The following is a 20,433-nucleotide window of genomic DNA, read 5'->3' on the forward strand; positions in this document are numbered from 1 at the left end:
CGTCGCATAACATCGAGGCTCGTGTCCTCCCCCCACGACCGGCCCAATTATCGGATCGCCCGGCTGATCGCGGTGGTCGCAGGCATCACCGGCATATTGCTGTGCGGCATCACCCCACTGCTCCCGGTCAAGCAGACCACCGCCACCATCGCCTGGCCGCAGGGCGTCGACGCCGACGGCCATATCACCGACGTCACCGCTCCCCTGGTGTCCGGCGCCCCTAAAGGCCTCGACATCACCATCCCCTGCTCGGCCATCGCCACCCTGCCGGACAAGGGCGGCCTGGTGCTGTCCACCGTGCCGGCCGGCGGCGTCGACGCCACCGCACACGGTCTGTTCGTGCGGGCCAACAAGACCGCCGTGTTCGCCGCCTACCGCGACCACGTGGCCGCGGCCGCCCCCCGCGACAAGCTCGCCGACTGCGCCCAACTGCACCTGTGGGCCAACGCCGGCGAGGTCGGCGCGGAGTTCGTCGGCATCCCCGGCGCGGCCGGCACCCTGCCGCCGGAGAACAAGCCGCAGATCGGGGGCCTCTTCACGGAGCTGAAAGTCGGCCCGCAGCCCGGCTTGAGCGCCCACATCGCCGTCGACACCCGGTTCATCACCAACCCCACCATGCTCAAGACCGCCGTGATGGCGCTCGGCCTGATCGCGGTGCTGGCGTCGATCCTGGCCCTGGCGGAGCTGGACCGCCGGCACACCCACCGGGCCCCGCGCAGCTGGCGGCATTGGCTCAAGGCCAATCCCATCACCTGGCTGGCCGACATCGGTGTGCTGGCCACCCTGGCGCTGTGGCACGTCATCGGCGCCATCTCCAGCGATGACGGCTACAACCTGACGATGGCCCGCAACGTCGCGCACGCCGGCTACGTCGCCAACTACTACCGGTTCTTCGGCGCCAGCGAGGCCCCGTTCGACTGGTATCCCGCACTGCTGGGCCAGTTGAGCCAGATCAGCACCGCCGGGGTGTGGATGCGCCTGCCGGCGACCGCCGCCGGGATGGCCTGCTGGCTGATCATCAGCCGGGCGATCCTGCCCCGGCTGGGCCGGCTGTCCGGCAACCGGGTCGCGGTGTTCACCGCCGCGATGATGTTCGCCGCGGCCTGGCTGCCGTTCAACAACGGCCTGCGCCCGGAGCCGCTGATCGCGCTGGGCACCCTGGTGGTCTGGATGCTGGTCGAGCGCACCATCGCCACCCGCCGGCTGGTGCCGACGGCCTGCGCGGTCGTGGTGGCCGTCTTCACCGTCACCCTGGCCCCGCACGGGCTGATCGCGCTGGCCCCGCTGCTGACCGGCTCCCGCAAGATCGAAGCGGTGATCCGCACGCGCCGGGGCACCGACGGGCTGGCCGCTCCGTTGGCGGCGCTGGCCGCGGCGGCCTCGGTGATCGCCGTGGTGGTGTGCCGGTCGCAGACCCTGGCCGCCGTCGCCGAGTCGGCCCGGATCAAATACGTCGTCGGGCCGACCATCGCGTGGTACCAGGAGTTCCTGCGCTACTACTTCCTGACCGTCGAGGAGAACGTCGACGCCTCACTGACCCGCCGCTTCGCCGTGCTGGTGCTGCTGTTCTGCATGTTCGCCATGCTGGTGGTGCTGCTGCGGCGCGGCCGGATCACCGGGGTGGCCAGCGGGCCGGCCTGGCGGCTGATCGGGTCGACGGCGGTGGGCCTGCTGCTGTTGACGTTCACCCCGACCAAGTGGGCGGTGCAGTTCGGCGCGTTCGCCGGGCTGGCCGGGGCGCTGGCCGCGGTCACCGCGTTCACCTTCGCCCGGGTCGGCCTGCACAGCCGACGCAACATGACGCTCTACGTCACGGCGCTGCTTTTCCTGGTGGCCTGGGCGACCTCCGGGGTCAACGGCTGGTTCTACGTCGGCGGCTACGGGGTGCCGTGGTTCGACATCCCGCCGGTGATCGCGAGCCGGCCGGTGACGTCGATGTTCCTGGCGGCTTCGATCGCCACCGGGCTGCTGGCCGGCTGGCAGCACTTCCGGTTGGACTACGCCGGGCACACCGAGGTCACACCGAACCGGCGCAACCGGATCCTGGCCTCGACACCGCTGTTGGTCGTCGCGAGCCTGATGGTGCTGCTGATGGTCGGTTCGATGGCCAAGGCCGCGGCTGGCCGCTACCCGGCCTACACCACCGCCCGGGCCAATGCCGAAGCCCTGACGTCGGGCCTGTCCTCGTGCGGCATGGCCGACGACGTGCTGGCCGAACCGGACACCAATGCCGGTCTCCTGCAACCGGTCCCGGGCCAGACCTACGGTGAGCTCGGCCCGCTCGGCGGCGCCGACCCGTACGGGTTCACCCCTAACGCCGTCGACGACGACCTGACTTCACTGGCGGTGATCGCCAAACCCGGCGTGCCCAACGCCGACGCCTCACCGAACAAGCCCAGCGCCAACCAGAGCGACGCGGCGGGCACCGCCGGCGGCCGGCTGCCCGACGACGCCCCGGCCGGGGTGAACGGCTCCCGGGTGGCGCTGCCGTTCGGCCTGGACCCGGCGGTCACCCCGGTGCTCGGGTCCTACCAGGAGCAGGTGGCCGCGCACGCCACCTCGGTCTGGTACCGGCTGCCGGAACCGTCGAAAGACCGGGCGCCCATTGTCGTGGTCAGCGCCGCCGGGGCCATCTGGTCGCACGGCGAGGACGGCAAGCTCGACTACGGCCAGCCGCTCAAACTGGAGTGGGGTATCAGCGCGCCCGACGGCACCGTGAAGGCCCAGGGCGAGGTGGAGCCAATCGACATCGGGCCGCAGAACTCCTGGCGCAACCTGCGTTTCCCGCTGGCCTGGGCGCCGCCGGGCACCGACGTGGTCCGCATCGTCGCCAACGACCCGAACCTGTCCACCGAGCAGTGGATCGCCTTCACCCCGCCGCGGGTCCCGGTGGTCAAGACCATCGGCGAGTTGATGGGCTCGCAGACCCCGGTGCTGATGGACATCGCCGTAGCGGCGAACTTCCCCTGCCAGCGGCCGTTCACCGAACACCTGGGCGTCGCCGAACTCCCGGAGTACCGGATCATGCCGGATCACAAGCAGACCGCGGCGTCGTCGAACCTGTGGCAGTCGGCCGAGGACGGCGGGCCGTTCATGATCACCCAGGCGATGCTGTGGACGACCACCGTCCCGACCTATCTGCGCGACGACTGGTATCGCGACTGGGGGGCGGTGGAGGCCTACCACCGGTTGATCCCGGCCAAGACCGCGCCTGATGCACACGTCGAGCAGGGCACCATGACCGTCACCGGCTGGAGCCGGCCCGGACCGATTCGAGCACTGCCATGAGTATTCGCACCACGCGCCTGGTAGCGATCATCGCCGGCCTGGTCGGCTTCCTGCTGTCGGTGGCCACCCCGCTGCTGCCGGTGGTGCAGACCACCGCGACGCTGAACTGGCCGCAGCATGGGCAGCTGAACAGCGTTACCGCGCCGCTGATTTCGCAGACCCCGATCAGCATGTCGGTGAAGGCGCCGTGCGCACTGGTGCGCGAGCTGCCCGCGGAGGGCGGGACGCTGCTGTCCACCGCCCCGGCCAAGGGCAAGGACGCCGCGCTCAACGGGCTGTTCATCAGCGTCACCGAGAAGCGGGTCGACGTCACCGACCGCAACGTGGTGCTGGCCACCGCGCCGCGGGCCAAGGTGGAAGGCCCCGGATGTACCGACATCGAGGTCACCTCCTCGCACGCCGGAACGTTCGCCACCATCGGCGGGATCACCCAGCGCTACGGCTGGCCCGACCCCAACCTGCGCCCGCAGATCGTCGGGGTGTTCACCGATCTGGCCGGTCCCGCACCGGCCGGCCTGGAGCTGACCGCCGACATCGACACCCGGTTCTCCACCAAGCCGACGGCGCTCAAGCGCGCGGCGATCTACGCGGCGATCCTCGCCACGGTGGTCGCGGTGCTGGCGCTGTGGCGCCTCGACCGGCTCGACGGGCGGCGGATGCACCGGCTGATCCCGGCCCGCTGGCGGTTCTTCTCCACTGCCGACGTCGCGGTGGTGCTCGGGTTCGTGGTCTGGTACGTGATCGGCGCGAACTCCTCCGACGACGGCTACATCCTCGGTATGGCCCGGGTGGCCGACCACGCCGGCTACATGAGCAACTACTTCCGCTGGTTCGGCAGCCCCGAGGACCCCTTTGGCTGGTACTACAACCTGCTGGCGTTGATGACGCACGTCTCCGATGCCAGCATCTGGATCCGGTTGCCGGATCTGGTCGCCGGGCTGGTGTGCTGGCTGCTGCTTTCCCGCGAGGTGCTGCCGCGGTTCGGTCCGGCGGTGGCGGCCAGTAAGCCCGCACTGTGGGCGGCCGGGATGGTGCTGCTGGCGGCGTGGATGCCGTTCAACAACGGCCTGCGGCCCGAGGGCATCATCGCGGTCGGCTCGTTGATCACCTACGTGCTGGTGGAGCGGGCGATCATCTCCAGCCGGCTCACCCCGGCCGCGTTGGCGATCATCTGCGCGGCCTTCACCCTGGGCATCCAGCCGACCGGGCTGATCGCGGTGGCCGCCCTGCTGGCCGGTGGCCGGCCACTATTGCGGATTCTGGTGGGCCGCCACCGTGTTCACGGCACGTGGCCACTGGTGGCGCCGCTGCTGGCGGCTGGCGCGGTGATCCTGACCGTGGTCTTCGCCGACCAGACGATCCGGGCGGTGTTGGAAGCCACCAGGGTTCGCACCGCGATCGGCCCGAGTCAGGCCTGGTACACCGAGAACCTGCGCTACTACTACCTGATTCTGCCCACCGTCGACGGCTCTCTGTCGCGGCGGTTCGGGTTCCTGATCTGCGCGCTGTGCCTGTTCACCGCGATGTTCATCATGTTGCGCCGCAAGCGGATCGCCGGGGTGGCCAGCGGCCCGGTGTGGCGGCTGATGGGGGTCATCTTGGCGACGATGTTCTCGCTGATGTTCGCCCCCACCAAATGGGTGCACCACTTCGGGCTGTTCGCCGCGGTGGCCGGGGCGATGGCCGCGCTGACCACCGTGCTGGTATCCCGGCAGGTGGTGCGCTGGTCGCGCAACCGGATGGCGTTCGCGGCAGCGGTGCTGTTCCTGCTGGCCCTGTGCTTCGCCACCACCAACGGCTGGTGGTACGTCTCGAGCTACGGGGTGCCGTTCAACGCCGACATGCCGCGGATCGGTGGAATCACCGTCAGCACAATCTTCTTCGCATTGTTCGCCATCACCGCCGGGTGGGCGGCGTGGCTGCACTTCGCGCCCCGGGACCGCGGCGAGGGCCGGGTGGCGCGGGCGCTGACCGCCGCACCGGTTCCGGTCGCGGCCGGGTTCATGGTGTGTGTGTTCGTGGCCTCGATGGTGGCCGGCATCATCCGCGAATACCCGAGCTACTCCAACGGTCTGGCCAACGTGCGCGCCTTCGTCGGCGGCTGCGGGCAGGCCGACAACGTGCTGGTCGAACCGGACCCCAACGACGGCGCGCTGACGCCGCTGCCGGGTATGTACGGCGAGCTCGGGCCGCTGGGCGGCAGCGATCCGGTCGGGTTCAGCGCCAACGGGGTGCCGGAGAAGATCGTGGCCGAGTCGCTGCGGATGTCGATCACCCAGCCGGGCACCGACTACGACTGGGATGCCCCGAAGAAGCTGACGACGCCGGGCATTAATGGTTCCAGGGTCCCTCTCCCTTACGGGCTGGACCCGGCCCGGATTCCGCTGGCCGGCAGCTACAGCACCGACGGCCAGCAGGAAGCCAAGCTGACCTCCGCCTGGTATGCGCTGCCCCCGGCCGACGATGCCCACCCGCTGCTGGCGGTGACCGCGGCGGGCACGATCGCCGGCAACAGCGTGCTGAAGGGCTACACCACCGGCCAGCAGGTGCAGTTGGAGTACGGGCTGCCCGGTCCCGACGGCGCCGTCGTGCCCGGCGGGCGCCTGGTGCCTTACGACCTGTTCGGCGAATGGCCGCGGATGTGGCGCAACCTGCGCTATCCGCGAGCGCAGATCCCCGCCGACGCCGTCGCGGTTCGCATTGTGGCTTCTGACAAGTCGCTGAACCCGCGGGACTGGATCGCGTTCACGCCGCCGCGGCTGCCCGAGGTCAAGACCATTCAGGAGTACATCGGCTCCGACCAGCCGGTGCTGCTGGACTGGGCGGTGGGCCTGGCGTTCCCGTGTCAGCACCCGATGCTGCACGCCAACGGTGTCACCGAGGTGCCCAAGTACCGGATCACCCCGGACTACAACGCCAAGAAGCAGGACACCGACACCTGGCAGGACGGGGTCAACGGCGGGCTGCTGGGCATCTCCGACATGCTGCTGCGGGCGCACGTGATGGCCACCTACCTCAACCATGACTGGGGCCGGGACTGGGGCTCGCTGCGCAAGTTCGACGAGGTCACGCCGGCCTCGCCCGCGGAGCTGGAGCTGGGCAGTGCGACCCGCAGCGGCTGGTGGTCGCCCGGGGAGATTCGCATCAAGGCCTGACCCCGCGCCGTGGGCTCGCGACCCCTGGCGGCTCAGAACAGGTAGATCACGAAGGTCGTCGCGATCAAGGCGGCCAGCCAGCCGTCGGTGGCACGTCTGAGCCAGGGCGGCGCGGTATGGATTTCCATGAAGTGGCCGATGATCATGCGCGACTTGACGAATGTCAGCGCCAGCACCAGCGCGGTGACCGGCACGTTGGCTTGCGCGACATGGGTGATGTGCGCTGGCGCCAGCGGCCAGGATCCGATGGTGATCGCCACCAGCACGAGCCAGACCCGGGTCAACGACCGCTCGGTCTCATGCCGATGTTGGCGGTAGCCGAAGACCGTCATGCTCACCTCATCACGGCCCACGCACCCGGTGATCGTGGCGGTCATCGAGGAACTGGAGCGGGCCCGCGACCGCGGCGAGATCCCGGCCGAGGTCGACGTCATGCACAACGGCATCTCGTTTCTGGTCGGGCTGTACGCCTTGCTCATCACGATCCCCGAGGCCAAGGAGGTCCGGGCCCCGGTGATCGAGGAATACCTGACCACCTACCTCTATGGCATGCGGGTGATCAGACCCTGATCCGGGGGCCGCTGACACCGGCGAGTTGCGGGACACCGCGATAGCCGGCGGGCGTGCGCTGCTGTGGCCGGAGGTACTTGTCTACGGCCCATACCCCACCGATCAGCGCGTTTCGGTTCACCCAGCCCGGCCGCTCCGCGGTCAGGGCGGACAGCTCCCGCTCGAGGTCGCCCTGCTCACCGGGAATTCCGGTGCCGCGCAGCGAGTATCCGACTGTCTCCGGCAGGAACCGCAGCGCCACCAAGCCGATCAAGGCGGCGAATACCAGGTAGGCGGCCGGGAACAACTGCCACCCGGTGCGCTCGATGACGGTGTCGGCTACCACCGGCGCGGTGCCGCCGAACACCGCCACCGCCGCGTTGTCGGCGATCGCGAAGCCGGCATAGCGCACCTGGGTGGGGAACAGCGCCGGGAAGGTCGCGGCCACCGTCGCCAGCGGCGCCGCGAACAGCGCACTCAGGACGGTGAAACCTGTGATTGCCCAACCGAATCCCTGCCCCATCAGCCAGTACATCGGCACGGCCAGCACAGCGAATCCGAGCAGCGAGCCGCGCCACAGTGGCTTGCGCCCGATCCGGTCCGACCAGGCGCCGGCAAACGGGATGCAGGCCATCATCGCCAGTTCGCCGATCAGCACCACCGTGGTTCGGCTGCGCTCGTCGAGTCCGGCCGAGGCGTGCAGGTAGGTCGGCTGGTAGGTGACCAGGGTGTAGTCGATGATGTTGAGCACGACGAGCAACGCGAATGTCACGGCGATCGGCCGGGTGTAGTTGGTCAGCAGATCCACCAGGCGATCCCACGCCGAACCGGTGATCTCGTCGCAGGCGACGCACTCGGCGAAGACCGGCGTCTCTTCCATGCGGCTGCGCAACGCCAGGCCCACCACTCCCAGCGGCAGGGCGAGCAGGAACGGGATCCGCCAGCCCCAGGCCACCATCTGCTCGTGGCTGAGCATCGCTTCCAGAGCAAGCACGACCGCGCTGCCGACGACGAACCCGCCGACCGCCCCGAACTCCAGGAAGCTGCCGTAGGTTCCGCGTTTGGCGTCGGGTGCGCTTTCGGCCATAAAGGTTGCGGCGCCGCCGTATTCGCCGCCGGTGGAGAACCCCTGCACCACGCGCAGTGCGATCAGCAGTCCGGGCGCCCACCAGCCGGCGGTGGCGTAGGTGGGCAACACGCCGATCAGGGTGGTCGCCACCGCGATCAGCGCAATGGTGGCGACCAGCACAGTCTTTCGCCCGAACCGGTCCCCGATCGGGCCCCAGATCATGCCGCCCAGCGGACGCAACACGAAGGAGACCGCGAAACCGAGCATGGTGCCGAGGTTGCCGAGCGCGCCCGGAAAGAACGCGCCGGTGAGGTAGGTCGCCACGACGGCGTAGACGCCGTAGTCATACCACTCGGTGGCGTTGCCGACCGCGGACGCCATAATCGCCTTGCGCAGCACCCGGTTACGTTCATCAGCGACGCTGCGGCGCTTTGCCCCGGCCGGCGCCGGCGGCCGCGGCGCCGGCAACAGTAGGCTCATCGCTGCCCGTCGCTAAGACACACGCCGTCCCCCTCATCACACCACCAGAGTTCCTCTGGGCGATCCGCGCAGCGGGGAACCACGTTGCGGCCCGTTCATCTGGAACCTCGGCGTTCGGCCCTGCATGGGATCGCCTGGGGGAAACGATAATTGGTTTGAGGCGGAAGTTGCGCATGTTGCTGAAGCGTTACGCAACACTTACCTGCCCGAGACCGGGTATTGGGCGCGTCTCGCGCGGCGGTGCCCTAGGACGGGACCGCGAAAAGACCGCCCACGAGCGAGGACCACATCATGTTGGTCAACCCGGCGAGCAGGTCTGCCACCGACGTGTCGTCCGAGCCCGCGAGGCCCGCAGCGAATCCCGCGTCCAGCAGGCCTGCCAGCGCGGGGTTGTCGACCAGCGCCGGGATGGCAAAGATGTCGTAGGTCGCCGGGTCCATCACGTCGGCGACGAAGGCATCCCAGCCGGTCTGCGCCGCCTTGGCAAGCGCGTCGGAGACCTCCGCCCAGTCCATGTCCGGCCCGTCCACCGACACCGGCGTCGGCACGTCGGGCGGGCCGTCATTCCAGCCGTGATCGATGTTGCCGTAGCCCAGATTCACCAGGATCCGCATGGTGGGTTCCATCAGGTCATAGAGCGGCTGACCGATCACCGGCACGAACAACAGCGGCCACAGCAGCGGCAGATACTCGCTGGGGATCATGTAGGAGTTGATCAGGCTGTCGGGGCTGGACTCCAGCAGCGTCGCCTCCGCGAGCTGCTCGGGCGTCAGGCCGAGGTACGCGATGTGCTGGGTGGCCAGGCCCATGATGGCGTTCATGCTGGACAGCAAGTTCATCGGATAGCGCGGGAAGTCGGCGTAGCCGTCGTACTCCAGGGTGTAGATGTCGGTGGGGTACAGGTCATTTGGCGTCGGATGACCTAACGTGACCCCGCCCTGCTCCAAGGAGTCGAAGATGCCCGGCATATTGGCGAAGCCCACCAGCATGCCGCCGTTGGGATACGCCGAATCGCCGATCAGCACGAAATGCACGGCTGAACTCGGCACGCCGGCGTCATTGAGCTGCTGCATCGCCAGCGTCGTCAGGGCAGCGCTTTGGGAGTAGCCGAAGACCGTCACCGGATGCTCGGCGTCGGCCTGCCCGTCGGCGAGCAGCCCCTGCACCCGGTCGACCAGGATCTGGGCTCCCTCGGCCAGCGACTTGTCCAGGTTGTAGGGCGACGCGGGTGTGGTCAGCACCTCGAGTTCGCCGGCGAAGCCGCGGGGCTGCAGAAAGAGCGCATCGACGGTGTCGGCGTACTGCTGGCTCGGCGTCGGGATCATGCTGGGGCCCATGATCAGCGCGATGTTCGACCCGGCGAGTGAATCGGTGGCGGTCAGCGCAATGCCGGCAGGCGCCACGGCCGCCGGCGCCGACACCGGTATTCCGATGAGACCGGCGGCCAGCGCGACGGTGCCTAAGGCAGCTCGCGGCGCATCAAACATCCAGACTTCCTCGTTGAGGTCTCACGTCCGCGCGGACACGGGCCGCTGTCGGAATGGATGATTTCAATCACACTCTGTTATGTCAAATTTAGCTTCGCCGGGCGGCGATTCGGCCACTGACCAGGCGTTTTTTCAGACCGTCAAAACGGCAGACTATGCTAAACTGAGCGTTAACTTAAGGCGCGACCGGCGCGAGCATCCGCGCCGGCTCTAAATCGGGAGCAGCCCGTGCTTGCGCTGCACCTTCCGGGTGTTCTGCTTGTCGACGAGCAATCGCAGCGACTTGCGCAGCAGCAGCCGGGTCTCGTGCGGCTGGATTACGCCGTCGATGTAGCCCCGCTCGGCGGCCACCCACGGAATCGCCATGTTCTCGTTGTAGCCGGCGATGAAGTCCGCCTTGATCTTCTGCACCTCGGGCGCGGTCGGATCCGGGAAGCGCTTCACCAGAAGCTGAGCCGCGCCTTCGGCCCCGATCACGGTGATCCGGGCGGTCGGCCAGGCGAAGTTGAGGTCGGCGGAGAGCTGCTTGGAGCCCATCACCGCATACGCCCCACCATAGGACTTCCGGATGGTGATGGTCACCTTCGGCACGTCGGCCTCCACCACCGCGTTGAGGAACCGGCCGCCGCGCTTGATGATCCCGCCCTTCTCCTGCTCCACACCCGGCAGGAACCCGGGAGTGTCGACGACGAAGACCAGCGGCAGGTTGTAGGAGTCACAGAACCGGATGAAGCCTGCCGACTTGTCCGACGCCTCGTTGTCGATGGCACCGGACATGTACATCGGCTGGTTGGCAATCACCCCGACCGGGTGCCCGTCGACACGGGCGAACGCGGTGATCATCGCCTGCCCGCGTTGCTGACCGACCTCGAAGATGTCACCGTCGTCGAAGATCCGCAGCAAGATCTCGTGCATGTCGTAGGCGGTGTTGTCGGAGTCGGGAACGATCGAGTCCAGTTCCAAGTCGTGCGGGGTGATCTCCGGCTCCAGGCCCGGGTTGATGATCGGTGGATCGTCAAAGGTGTTGGCTGGCAGGAACGACAGATAGTCGCGGACGTATTGGAAGGCCGCGGCCTCACTCTCGACCACCTGGTGGATATTGCCGTACCGGGCCTGCGCGTCAGCGCCGCCGAGCTCGTCGAGGGTGACGTCCTCGCCGGTGACGTCCTTGATGACGTCCGGGCCGGTGACGAACATGTAGCCCTGGTCGCGCACCGCTACCACCAGGTCGGTCTGGATCGGCGAATATACCGCTCCCCCAGCACATTTGCCCAGGATGATGGAGATCTCCGGTACCAGGCCGCGCAGCAGTTCGTGACGACGCCCCAGCTCGGCGTACCAGGCCAGCGAGGTCACCGCGTCCTGGATGCGGGCACCGGCCGAGTCGTTGATGCCGATCATCGGGCAGCCGGTCTTGGCGGCCCACTCCATCAGCGCAGCCACCTTGCGGCCGAACATCTCCCCGACCGAACCCTGGAACACGGTCTGGTCGTGGCTGAACACGCAGACCGGACGGCCGTTGATTCGGCCGTGGCCGGTGACCACGCCGTCGCCGTAGAGCGCGTTCGGGTCGCCGGGGGTCTTGCACAGCGCCCCGATCTCCATGAAGCTGCCCGGGTCCACCAGCGCGTTGATGCGGGCGCGGGCGCTCGGGATGCCCTTCTTCTCCCGCTTGGCGACGGCCTTCTCACCGCCGGGTTCCTTTGCCAGCTCCAGTTTCTCGCGGAGCTCGGCCAGCAGTTCGGCGGTGGTCTTGTTGCTCACTGCTCTCCCTGAATGCGGTTGATGGCTTCACTCATGTGTGCACCCACTTTGGCAATGTACGGCTCGTCGATGGCTTGGATGTGCTCGCCCCCGATCGGCACGATCTCGAGATCGGAGATGTATTCGCCCCAGCCGCCGTCGGGCTTGCGGGTCGCGTACGCGGGCTCGAAAACGATGGCGTCATCGTGGTAGCGGTCGGCCATGTAGAGGGTGACGTGCCCGTCGTAGGGCTGGATCTCGATGGTGTCCAGCGCCCGGTTATCCAGGTACGACGTGCGCTGGTGTTCGATGATCCCGCCCGGGATCTGCACACCGCTCTGCGCGACGACGTCGAGGACGAACTTGACCTGGCCCTCGTCGTCGAGCTTCTCCAGCTCCTCGTAGGGGATCTCGGGAACCTCGACGTTGAAGGTGCGCTCGGCGAACCGGGCGTAGCGGTCCCAGCGCGCGCGCATGCCCTCTTTGCTCTGGTCGATCGGCTCGCCCGGCAGCACCAGGTCGATCAGCCCGACGTAGCGCACGTCAGCACCGGCCCGCTTGAGCCCGATCGCACACGCGTAGGCCAGCGCCCCACCCAGCGACCAGCCGGCCAGCAGGAACGGCCCATTGCCGCCCAGTTCCAGCAGCTTGGGCAGGTACTCGGCGGCGCGCTCCTCGATGGAACCCTCCACCCGCTCGATGCCGTAGACCGGCAGGTCGGCGGGCAGGCGCTTCATCAGCGGTTCGTAGACCACGGTGGAGCCGCCCGCCGGGTGGAAGACGAACAGCGGAACCTGGTCCGAGCCTTCGGGTTTGGCCCGCAGCGTGCGGACGAAACCGTCCACCACACCCTCTTCGAGGTGGTCACGCACGACGGTCGCCAAGCCCTCGATGGTGGTGGCCGACTTGACGTCGTCGACGGTGATGGTGCCCTCGGCCCGCTCGGACAGCCGCGCGGCGACCTGCTCGGCCACTGCGTCGTCGAGTGCGGGCAGCTCGTTGAAGATGCCACCGGGCGACTTGCCGGTGACGATCGCCCAGGTCGCGAACGTGACCCGCTCGGCGGCGTCCCGCGGCGGCACGTCGGCACCGAGCGCCTCGGTCACCGCCTCCTGGGTGAGCACCTTGGCGGCCGCAGCGGCAGCTGTCGCCTTGGACGGGCCAGATGGGCCGGACGGGTCGGTGGGCGGGGGCGGCACCGCGGGACCGGCCGGGTTCGTCGGCGGCGGCGGGATCGGGATATCCGAAACCGGGGGTGCCGCTTGGGTTTCCGGCTCGGCCTGCGGATCCGGCGCGGGCGCAGCGACGGTGGCCTGGGTGGCGCCCGAGATCAACGCGGCCTGCTCAGCGGCGATCTCCTCAGGCGTCATGGTCTTCTGGTGTTCGTGCAGCGCCTGGACCTCGTCGCGGTGCTCGACCGCGTACTTGATCATCTCCGCGACGTTGTAGAGATTGGCGTCGCGGACCGCGGTCAGCTGGATCGGCGGCATGTCGAAGTCGTATTCGACCCGGTTCTTGATCCGCACCGCCATCAGCGAATCCAGGCCCAGCTCGATCAGCGGCACCTCCCAGGGCAAGTCTTCGGGCTCGTAACCCATTGCGCCGCCGACGATCGCGCCCAACCGGTCGGCGATGGTCTCACCCGAATCCGGTGACCACTTGGCGAAACCGGCCCCCAGGTTCGCGCCCTGGGTCAGGTTGTCGTGCAGGATCGCCGCATCGTCAGTATCCTCGGCCTCCGGACCGACCGGCGCCGCAACGGTTTCGGTTGTCACCGCGGTGCCGGCACCTACTGCCACCGGCAAAACCCCAGCCGCACCGCCACGCGAAACCAGGGCGTCGTAGACCAGCGTGAACGATTCGCCGATGCGGGAGTGCACCTGCACGGCCGCCCCACCCGGGTGCCGGGTCAGCGTCGTCACCAACCGGGACCCCTCGGCCGGCACCGCACGCTGCTCGGAGGCCACCAGCGTGGCGTCCGGAAGCACCGCCGCCGCAGCCGATTTCACCAGCGCAGCCAGGTCCACCTCCGGACCACGCGCGGCGTATTCGAAGACGTGCCGGCCGTCCGGGGTGCAGATGTGCGAACCGGGCATGACGCCGGTGGCGTCGCCGGAGAAGTGGGCGTCGAGCCAGTGCGGCTTGCGCTTGAACCGCGTCGGCGGGATGTTGGCGAACTCCGCCGGGCTGACCGGCCCGTCGGCGCGCCGCGGGAACAGCGTGCGCATGTCCAGGTCGTGGCCGTGGACGTAGAGCTGGGCCATCGCCATCGTCATGGAGTCGACTTCATCGGCCTTGCGGGCCAGCGTGGCGATCAGCTGCGCGTCCGGCAGCCCCGCGTCGGCGGTGGTCAGCCCCACCTGCATCAGTGCCACCGGGTTGGGCGCCAGCTCCAGGAAGGTGGTGTAGCCGTTGTCGACGGCGTTGCGCACCCCATGGGTGAAGTACACCGAGTGGCGCAGCCCCTTCTTCCAGTAGTCCACGTCATGGATCGGCTCGGCGCCGGGACGGATGTAGCTGCCCTCATGCACGGTGGAGAAGTAGCCGCAGGTCAGCGGCATCGGCTCGATGCCCTGCAGATCCGCGGTGAATTCGCCGAGCAGCGGGTCCATCTGCGCGGTGTGGCTGGCGCCCTTGGTCTGGAACTTGCGGGCGAAGCGGCCCTCGGCCTCGGCGCGGGCGATGATCGCGTCGACCTGCTCGGGCGGTCCGCCGATCACGGTCTGGGTGGGCGCGGCGTAGACGCAGACCTCCAGGTCGGGGAAGTCGGCGAACACGCCTCTGATCTCCTCGGCGGAGTACTCCACCAGCGCCATCAGCCGGATGTACTCGCCGAACAGCATCGCCTCGCCCTCGCCCATCAGCCGGGCGCGCGGCACGATGATCCGGACGGTGTCGCGCAGCGACAGCCCGCCGGCGAAGTAGGCCGCGCCCGGCTCGCCCAGCGATTGGCCGATCATCGCCGCCGGCGTGGCGCCGTGCGCGCGAAGCAGCTCACCGAGCGCGATCTGGATCGCGAAGATCACCAGCTGGACCGCTTCGATCGGGTACTCGACGGTGTCGCCGGTGTAGTCCACCGCGTCGTCGAGGATCATCTCCAGAATCGAAATGCCGCGCTCGTCCTGAATCAGCGCGTCGACGCGTCCGATCCACTCGGCGAAAATCGGATCGCGCAGGTAGAGCTCCTTGCCCATCTTGCGGTGCTGCGCACCGAATCCGGCGAGCACCCACACCGGCCCGTTGGTCACCGGGCCGTCGGCGGAGTAGATGTTGGGCTTCGACTTGCCCTCGGCGACCGCCCGCAGACCGGCGACGGCCTCATCGTGATCGTGGGCCAGCACCACGGCGCGAGACCGGCCGTGGTTGCGCCGGGACAGCGCCCGGCCGATCGACTCCAGCGGGGTGGCGCGCCCTTCCTCGCTGTCGATCCAGTCGGCCAACTCGGCGGCGGCGGCTTTCTTGCGGGACGTCAGGAAGGCCGAGATCGCCAAGGGAATCAGCGGTTTGGCGGGCTCGCGGGCGGCCAGCTCGGCCAGCGCGGCCTCCTTGAGCCGCACCGCCTCCTCGGTCAGGCCGGGCAGCTCGTATTCCTCGTCGCCGGTCGCGGCCGGCTCGTCGTGGATGAACTCGCCGTACTCATCGAAGCGGGGCGCCTCGTGCTCGAGCACCGGATCGGCAACCTCTTCGGCGGCAGGCTCTTTCGGCTCCGGCTCCTTTTCGATCACGTCACGCGGCAGGACCTCGCGCACCACCAGGTGGGCGTTCGCCCCGCCGAAGCCGAAGCCGGAAACCCCGGCCACCGCGTAGCCGCCGTAGCGCGGCCAGTCGGTGACGGTATCGGCGACCTTGAGGCGGGTGGCGTTGAAGTCGATATAGGGGTTGGGGCCGGCGTAATTGATCGACGGCGGGATCTTGTCGTGCTGCAACGCAAGCACGATCTTGGCCAAGCTGGCCGCCCCAGCCGCCGATTCCAGGTGCCCCACATTGGATTTCACCGCGCCCAGCAATGCCGGCTTGTCCGCGGCGCGGCCCCGTCCCACCACCCGGCCCAGCGCCTCAGCCTCGATCGGGTCACCCAGGATGGTGCCGGTACCGTGCGCCTCGATGTAGTCGACGGTGCGTGGGTCGATGCCGGCGTTCTTGTAAGCCTTGCGCAGCACGGCCTCCTGCGCGTCCGGGTTGGGCGCCAGCAGTCCGTTGGAGCGGCCGTCGTGGTTGACCGCCGACCCGGCGATCACCGCGAGGATCTGGTCGCCGTCGCGGCGCGCGTCGTCGACCCGCTTGAGCACCAGCACACCGCCACCCTCGGCGCGCGAGTAGCCGTCGGCGTCCGACGAGAACGACTTGATCCGCCCGTCGGCGGCCAGCACCCCGCCCACCTCGTCGAAACCGACCGTCACCAGCGGAGTGACCAGCGCATTGACACCGCCGGCCACCACCACGTCGGCCTCGCCGTTGCGCAGCGCCTGCACGCCCTGGTGCACCGCCACCAGCGACGACGAGCAGGCGGTGTCGACGGTCACCGACGGCCCGCGGAAGTCATAGAAGTAGGACACCCGGTTGGCGATGATCGAGCTGGAGTTGCCGGTGATGGCGTACGGGTGGGTGATGCTCGGGTCGGACAGTGCCAGGTTCTGGTAGTCGGCGTTGGACGAGCCCATGTAGACCCCGACCGCTTCGCCGCGCAGCGCCGAGGCTGGGATGCGGGCGTGTTCCAGTGCCTCCCAGGTCAATTCGAGCGCCATCCGCTGCTGCGGGTCGATGTTGTCGGCTTCCATCTTCGACAGCGCGAAGAACTCGGCGTCGAAACCCTTGATGTCGGACAGGTAGCCGCCGCGGGTGCGGGCCTTGCCGACCCGCTCGGCGATCCGCGGCTCCTCCAGGAACTCGCTCCAACGGCCCTCCGGCAGGTCGGTGATCGCGTCGAAGCCCGCCAGCAGCTTGGCCCAGGTCTCCTCCGGGGTGTTCATGTCGCCCGGGAAGCGGGTGGCCAGACCGACCACGGCGATGTCGGCGACATCGTCCTCCCGCGACCAGTCCTCGTCGCCGGAGTGGTCAACGACCACCGGCTCGCCCTCGATGATCACCGTGGCCAGCGCCTCGATCGTCGGGTGCCGGAACGCCACCGTGGCCGACAGCGTCACACCGGTGTAGTCCTCGATGTCAGAGGCCATCGCCACCGCGTCACGCGAGGACAACCCCAGCTCGATCAGCGGGGCGGTCTCGTTGATCTTCTCCGGCGACTGCGCGGTGGCATTGGCCACCCAGTTGCGCAGCCAGGCCCGCATGTCGGCGACGGTCAGGTCGGTGCGGCTGGTGCCGCGCAGGATTGCGTCATCGCCGGTCATCTGCGGTGCCTCACTCATCGGACTTAAGCCTGGTCGGGGAAGGAGTTCGGTGCGGTGGTGCCGCCGCGCAGGCTGCCGTCGAGGTAGGCGGCCCGGCAGGCGCGCCGGCCGATCTTGCCGCTCGAGGTGCGCGGCACGGTGCCCGCCGACACCAGCAGTACGTCACGCACGGTTACGCCGTGGCGCACCGCGATGGCCGCCCGGATGTCGTCGGCGATGGGCTGGTACTCCAGCTTGTGGGCGCCCGGGGCGCGCTCGGCGACGATCACCAACTGCTCTGAGGTGTCCTCCGGGTCGAACTTCAGCCCGGAGTGCGGGTTGTCGAACGCCGACTGCGGCAGCTGGTTGGCCGGCACCGAGAACGCCGCGATGTAGCCGGCCCGCAGCGCCCGGCTGGCCTCCTGCGCGGAGTACTCCAGGTCCTGCGGATAGTGGTTGCGGCCGTCGACGATCACCAGGTCCTTGACCCGGCCGGTGATGTAGAGGTCGTCCTTGTAGTAGGCGCCGTAGTCGCCGGTGCGCACCCAGAAGCCGTCCTCGTCGGAGCCCTCGGCGCGCGACGGGCTGGTCCGCGACTTCAGCACGTTGCGGAAGGTGTCGGTGGTCTCGTTGTCCCGGTTCCAGTAGCCCGAACCCATGTTGTTGCCCTGCAACCAGATCTCACCGATCTGGCCGTCGGGCAGCTCGGCACCGGTCTCGTAGTCGACGATCACCGCCCATTGGTCGACGCTCACCCGGCCGGCCGAGGCCTGCGCGACCGCGTTGGGCGCGTCGGCGGGCACCTCGATGAACCGGTTGCCGTTGTTGAGCTGCTCGCGGTCGACGTAGATGATCCGCGGGCCCTCGTCGGGCGGGGTGGTTGACACGAACAGGGTGGCCTCGGCCAGCCCGTAGGACGGCTTGATCGCCTCCGGACGGAAACCGAACGGCGCGAACGCTTCATTGAACTTGCGCACCGAGGCCGCCGACACCGGCTCGCTGCCGTTGAGGATCGCCCGGACGTTGGACAGGTCCAGCGGCGGGTCGCCCTCCTTGGGCAGGCCGCGGGCCGCGGCGTGCTCGAAGGCGAAGTTCGGGGCCACCGAGAAGCACTCGCCGGTCTCGCCCTCCTTGCGCGACATCTCCTTGATCCACCGGTAGGGCCGGCGGACGAACGCGGCCGGGGTCATGAAGGTGAACTGCTGACCCAACACACACGACAGCAGGATCGTGACCAAGCCCATGTCGTGGAAGAACGGCAGCCAGGTGACGCCGCGGTCACCCTCGCGCCCCTTGAGAGCGTCCAGCAACTGCACGACGTTGGTGGGCAAGTTCAGATGGGTGATCTTCACCCCGGTCGGGGTGCGGGTGGAGCCGGAGGTGTACTGCAGGTAGGCGATCGTGTCCCGGTCGGGTTCGGGCATCACCCAGGTCGAGCCCACCTCGTTGGGCACCGCGTCGACGGCGATGACGCGCGGGCGGGCGTTGGCCGGGCGGCTGCGGAAGAACTTGCGCACCCCCTCGGCGGAGTCGCTGGTGGTCAGCACCGCCGATGGGGTGCAGTCATCGAGCACCGCGTGCAGCCGGCCCACGTGACCGGGTTCGCCCGGGTCGAACAGCGGCACCGCGATCCGGCCGGAGTACATGATCCCGAAGAACGACACCAGGTAGTCCAGGTTCTGCGAGCACAGGATCGCCACTCGGTCGCCGGGCTCGGTGACCTGCTGCAACCGGGCCGCCACCGCGCGGTTGCGGGCACCGAAGTCCGCCCAGGAGATGTCGCGGGCCAGGCCGTCCCGCTCGGTGGAGTAGTCCAGGAACCGGTAGGCCAGTTTCTCCCCGCGCAGCGCAGCCCAGCGCTCGACGGTCCGCACCAGGTTGGCGTTGTCGGGGAACCGGATCTTGCCGTCTTTGATGAACGGGTTGTGGTAGGCGGCCTGTGCTGGTGCCGGGGCCATGCAAAATCTCCTGTCGCGAACATACGTTCTCATCGGCTGCCGGGCGCGGCCGGCCACGTGGTGTGGTCCGTCACGCGGGCCCGGGACCTCACAGATCGTAGCGGGATCCCGATCCCCTCGACCCGCGCTGCCGGCCCCGCGGCCACGAGCCGCACGCTCTTAAATTCTTCTTAATGTTAGAGGTCGGTGCCGCCCGTGCCAAATCAAACGGTACCGCGTGTGACGGCCATCGCTGGGTCACGCGACGGTTCCAGCTTCGCCTCTCCTTCGTCGAGCCTCGCTGAACCGCCGGGGGTCACGCGACGGTTCCAGCTTCAGCCGTGTGGCGGATGCGGCGCGTTGTCCACGAGGCCACGCGCCCAGTTCAGCGTCCACTCGGTCGCGGACTCACCGTCGGAGCTCCAGACGTCGGTGGTGCCGTACAGCGCATGCACCGGCTGGCCGGCCCCGCCCGCCAGCGTCTCCAGGGTGGCGGGCAGCTTGCCGATGCTGAACGCCTCTTGCGGTGCGGCACAGATCAAGTCCCCGCGGGCGCAGATCTCGTAGGTGCGCTGGTCGAGGTCACCGAAACCGCCTTCGCGGGCACCGGTCATGGTCAGCCCCATGCCGGACAGGATCGGCAGTTCGTGCAACGTCACCTCGGCGCCCTGACCCGGCGGGGTCGGCGGCACGTTGATCCCACTGCCCGGGCCTTCCTGGCGGCGGCCGTCGGCGATCAGCGTCACGCCCAGCACCAGGTCCTCGTCGACCGGGCCGCGTCCGTTGCCGATGTCGCTGGCGACATCACCGGCGATCACCGCACCCTGCGAGAAGCCGATCAGCACGTAGCTGGTCAGCGGGCAGCGCTCGTTCATCTCGGTGATCGCCTTGATGGTCGCCCGGGTGCCCTCGGCGCGACTGTCGTTGTAGCTCATCTGCTTATCGGCCGACAGCGGATTGTGGAACTGCGCGGTGTAGGGAACCGTGTAGGTCTGCACCCGGGACGCGTCGAACTGCTCGGCGATCGGGCGGGTGACGGTCAGGAGCAGCGCCCGAGGGAACTGGGTGGGGTTCAGCGGGTCGTCGGTGGGCGAGGTCTCCCAGGTGCCGGGCACCGACACCAACTGCACGTCCGGGCAGCTGGCGTCCTGATAAGCCGGGCGCGGCTTCTTGACCCGCGGCGGCACCGAGCCGCTCGGCGGCACCCCCTCCGACGGCGGCTCGGCGATCGGCGGCGAACCCGGGTGACGAATCCAGATCACCAGCACCACCGCGACGAGCGCCACCGCCAGCGCCATCGCACCGGCCGCCACCCACGCCAGCATGCGGCGACGGTTGCGGAGCGATTTCGGCGCGGATTTGCGAGGGGATTTGCGCGGTGATTTCGCGGGCTTCTTG

Annotated in this window: 9 protein-coding genes and 1 pseudogene; 3 read left to right on the forward strand and 7 right to left on the reverse strand. The window is 68.8% G+C overall.

Translation table 11 applies throughout. From position 1 onward, the window contains the following. Positions 1 to 21 precede the first annotated feature (21 nt). Positions 22 to 3,288 carry an arabinosyltransferase domain-containing protein gene (locus tag AC5Y4Q_RS06700; protein ID WP_499958458.1) on the forward strand — a complete coding sequence of 1,089 codons (3,267 nt, stop codon included), beginning with the start codon at positions 22 to 24 and terminating at the stop codon, positions 3,286 to 3,288. Beyond that, positions 3,285 to 6,443, forward strand: coding sequence for an arabinosyltransferase domain-containing protein (locus tag AC5Y4Q_RS06705; protein WP_125225069.1), 3,159 nt, complete (start codon positions 3,285 to 3,287; stop codon positions 6,441 to 6,443). Before AC5Y4Q_RS06700 ends, AC5Y4Q_RS06705 begins: the two co-directional genes overlap by 4 nt. Positions 6,444 to 6,475: 32 nt before the next feature. Here the strand turns inward: AC5Y4Q_RS06705 and AC5Y4Q_RS06710 are convergent, their stop codons facing one another. Further along, entirely contained in the window at positions 6,476 to 6,775 is a 300-nt protein-coding gene (locus tag AC5Y4Q_RS06710) for a cytochrome C oxidase subunit IV family protein (RefSeq protein WP_499958460.1), read from the reverse strand. Positions 6,776 to 6,797: 22 nt separating this feature from the next. Between AC5Y4Q_RS06710 and AC5Y4Q_RS06715 the strand changes: the two are divergent. Beyond that, positions 6,798 to 7,013 (forward strand): annotated as a pseudogene (locus tag AC5Y4Q_RS06715) (TetR/AcrR family transcriptional regulator); the annotation flags it as partial. Here AC5Y4Q_RS06715 and AC5Y4Q_RS06720 read toward each other — a convergent pair. The 6 genes from AC5Y4Q_RS06720 to culp6 form a co-directional block, all read right to left on the reverse strand. Continuing rightward, positions 7,003 to 8,541 (reverse strand): MFS transporter, encoded by a 1,539-nt coding sequence (locus tag AC5Y4Q_RS06720; protein ID WP_499958461.1) that lies wholly within the window; start codon positions 8,539 to 8,541, stop codon positions 7,003 to 7,005. The pseudogene AC5Y4Q_RS06715 and the gene AC5Y4Q_RS06720 overlap by 11 nt on opposite strands. Positions 8,542 to 8,786: 245 nt before the next feature. Next, on the reverse strand, positions 8,787 to 10,028 hold the full coding sequence (locus tag AC5Y4Q_RS06725; protein WP_125225067.1) for a PE-PPE domain-containing protein: 1,242 nt from the start codon (positions 10,026 to 10,028) through the stop codon (positions 8,787 to 8,789). A 210-nt stretch (positions 10,029 to 10,238) separates the two neighbouring features. After that, complete coding sequence (locus AC5Y4Q_RS06730) at positions 10,239 to 11,792, reverse strand: acyl-CoA carboxylase subunit beta (RefSeq protein WP_064922654.1); 1,554 nt, start codon at positions 11,790 to 11,792, stop codon at positions 10,239 to 10,241. Continuing rightward, complete coding sequence (gene pks13 / locus AC5Y4Q_RS06735) at positions 11,789 to 17,119, reverse strand: polyketide synthase Pks13 (RefSeq protein WP_165604378.1); 5,331 nt, start codon at positions 17,117 to 17,119, stop codon at positions 11,789 to 11,791. The genes AC5Y4Q_RS06730 and pks13 overlap by 4 nt, the downstream gene beginning before the upstream one ends. 23 nt (positions 17,120 to 17,142) lie before the next feature. Beyond that, positions 17,143 to 19,056 (reverse strand): long-chain-fatty-acid--AMP ligase FadD32, encoded by a 1,914-nt coding sequence (fadD32, locus tag AC5Y4Q_RS06740; RefSeq protein WP_064922656.1) that lies wholly within the window; start codon positions 19,054 to 19,056, stop codon positions 17,143 to 17,145. 314 nt (positions 19,057 to 19,370) lie between these two features. Next, the gene (culp6, locus tag AC5Y4Q_RS06745; RefSeq protein ID WP_419179727.1) at positions 19,371 to 20,360 is read right to left on the reverse strand and encodes a carboxylesterase Culp6; all 990 of its coding nucleotides are present in this window, start codon (positions 20,358 to 20,360) and stop codon (positions 19,371 to 19,373) included. Positions 20,361 to 20,433: the final 73 nt, after the last annotated feature.

Source organism: Mycobacterium sp. NGS16 (assembly GCF_059813225.1).

Excerpts from the sequence above, each read along its gene's own strand:
- AC5Y4Q_RS06705 (WP_125225069.1), top strand. The coding sequence starts at position 3,285 with ATGAGTATTCGCACCACGCGCCTGGTAGCGATCATCGCCGGCCTGGTC.
- AC5Y4Q_RS06710 (WP_499958460.1), bottom strand. The coding sequence starts at position 6,775 with ATGACGGTCTTCGGCTACCGCCAACATCGGCATGAGACCGAGCGGTCG.
- AC5Y4Q_RS06720 (WP_499958461.1), bottom strand. The coding sequence starts at position 8,541 with ATGAGCCTACTGTTGCCGGCGCCGCGGCCGCCGGCGCCGGCCGGGGCA.
- AC5Y4Q_RS06725 (WP_125225067.1), bottom strand. The coding sequence starts at position 10,028 with ATGTTTGATGCGCCGCGAGCTGCCTTAGGCACCGTCGCGCTGGCCGCC.
- pks13 (WP_165604378.1), bottom strand. The coding sequence starts at position 17,119 with ATGACCGGCGATGACGCAATCCTGCGCGGCACCAGCCGCACCGACCTG.
- fadD32 (WP_064922656.1), bottom strand. The coding sequence starts at position 19,056 with ATGGCCCCGGCACCAGCACAGGCCGCCTACCACAACCCGTTCATCAAA.
- culp6 (WP_419179727.1), bottom strand. The coding sequence starts at position 20,360 with ATGCTGGCGTGGGTGGCGGCCGGTGCGATGGCGCTGGCGGTGGCGCTC.